Origin of the sequence: Anaerotignum faecicola (genome assembly GCA_024460105.1) — a bacterium.
Lineage (GTDB): Bacteria > Bacillota > Clostridia > Lachnospirales > Anaerotignaceae > JANFXS01.
On record JANFXS010000016.1, the window covers coordinates 1 to 1,018 of the forward strand.

A 1,018-nucleotide genomic window follows, 5' to 3' on the forward strand; every position below is an offset into this window, starting at 1 on the left:
CCCGGACATAAATGCCCTTTCCGTTCTTTCCCAATGTGAAGCCAAGGAACTTAAAATTTCGGATTGCAAATACACTTACTACACGGCTTTTCTTCTGGTTCACCTGCAATTTCAGCGTCCCTTCCAGATATTTCGTGCTTGTTTCCAGAAGTCTCTTTGCGGCTCTCTCACTTTTAGCTAACAATACTATATCATCTGCGTAACGTACAAAAGCCACTCCTCGTTTCTCGTACTCCTGGTCGAACTCGTTCAGATAGACATTTGCCAGCAGCGGGGATAGATTTCCTCCTTGCGGCGATCCTTCCTCTGTCTCCATGACTACACCGTTTTCCATGACACCACTCTTTAGGTATCTCTTTATCCATTGGATAACCCTTTCATCCTTTACATCTCTGCGCAGGATATTTAATAGCATTTCTTGGTTCAGAGTATCAAAGTATTTCGACAAGTCCAATGCAACGGCATGGGTGTATCCCTGTTCTGCATACTCTTTTACCTTTAAAATGGCGTCCCTGGCGCTTCTTCCCGGCCGATACCCATAGCTGTTCTCCGAGAACAGCGCCTCATAGACTGGCATTAACTGCTGTCCTATGGCTTGCTGGAAGATACGGTCTTTCACGGTTGGAATGCCCAGCTTTCGCATTCCTCCCTCTGGCTTGGGAATCTCTACTCGTCTTACTGGGTCGGGGGTGTATTTTCCCCTTTTGATTCTCTCTATCAGTTCCTTTTGATTTTCCCTTAGGCAGTCACCTGTTTCCTCTACGGTCATTCCGTCGATTCCCGGCGCTCCCTTATTCGCCTTTACTCTCTTAAAAGCTCTGTTTAAGTTGTCCTTATTCAGTATCTTCTCTAAGAGTTCCGGCTGTGCACTGTCTCTTTCCTTCCATATCCGGCGGAAAGAACGGTGCGCTCTCACATACCCTTCACGTTCCGCGCTGTCTCTTTGTGAGCAGCTATCTCTGTTTTCTGTACCCAATGTTCTTTCCTCCTTTCCCGGTTGTACTAAAGACTCCTGTTG

Annotated in this window: 1 protein-coding gene; it reads right to left on the reverse strand. The window is 46.8% G+C overall.

The features are described from left to right. A partial coding sequence (gene ltrA / locus NE664_12430) for a group II intron reverse transcriptase/maturase (protein MCQ4727446.1) occupies window positions 1–976 on the reverse strand: 976 nt, incomplete at its 3' end. Window positions 977–1,018: the final 42 nt, after the last annotated feature.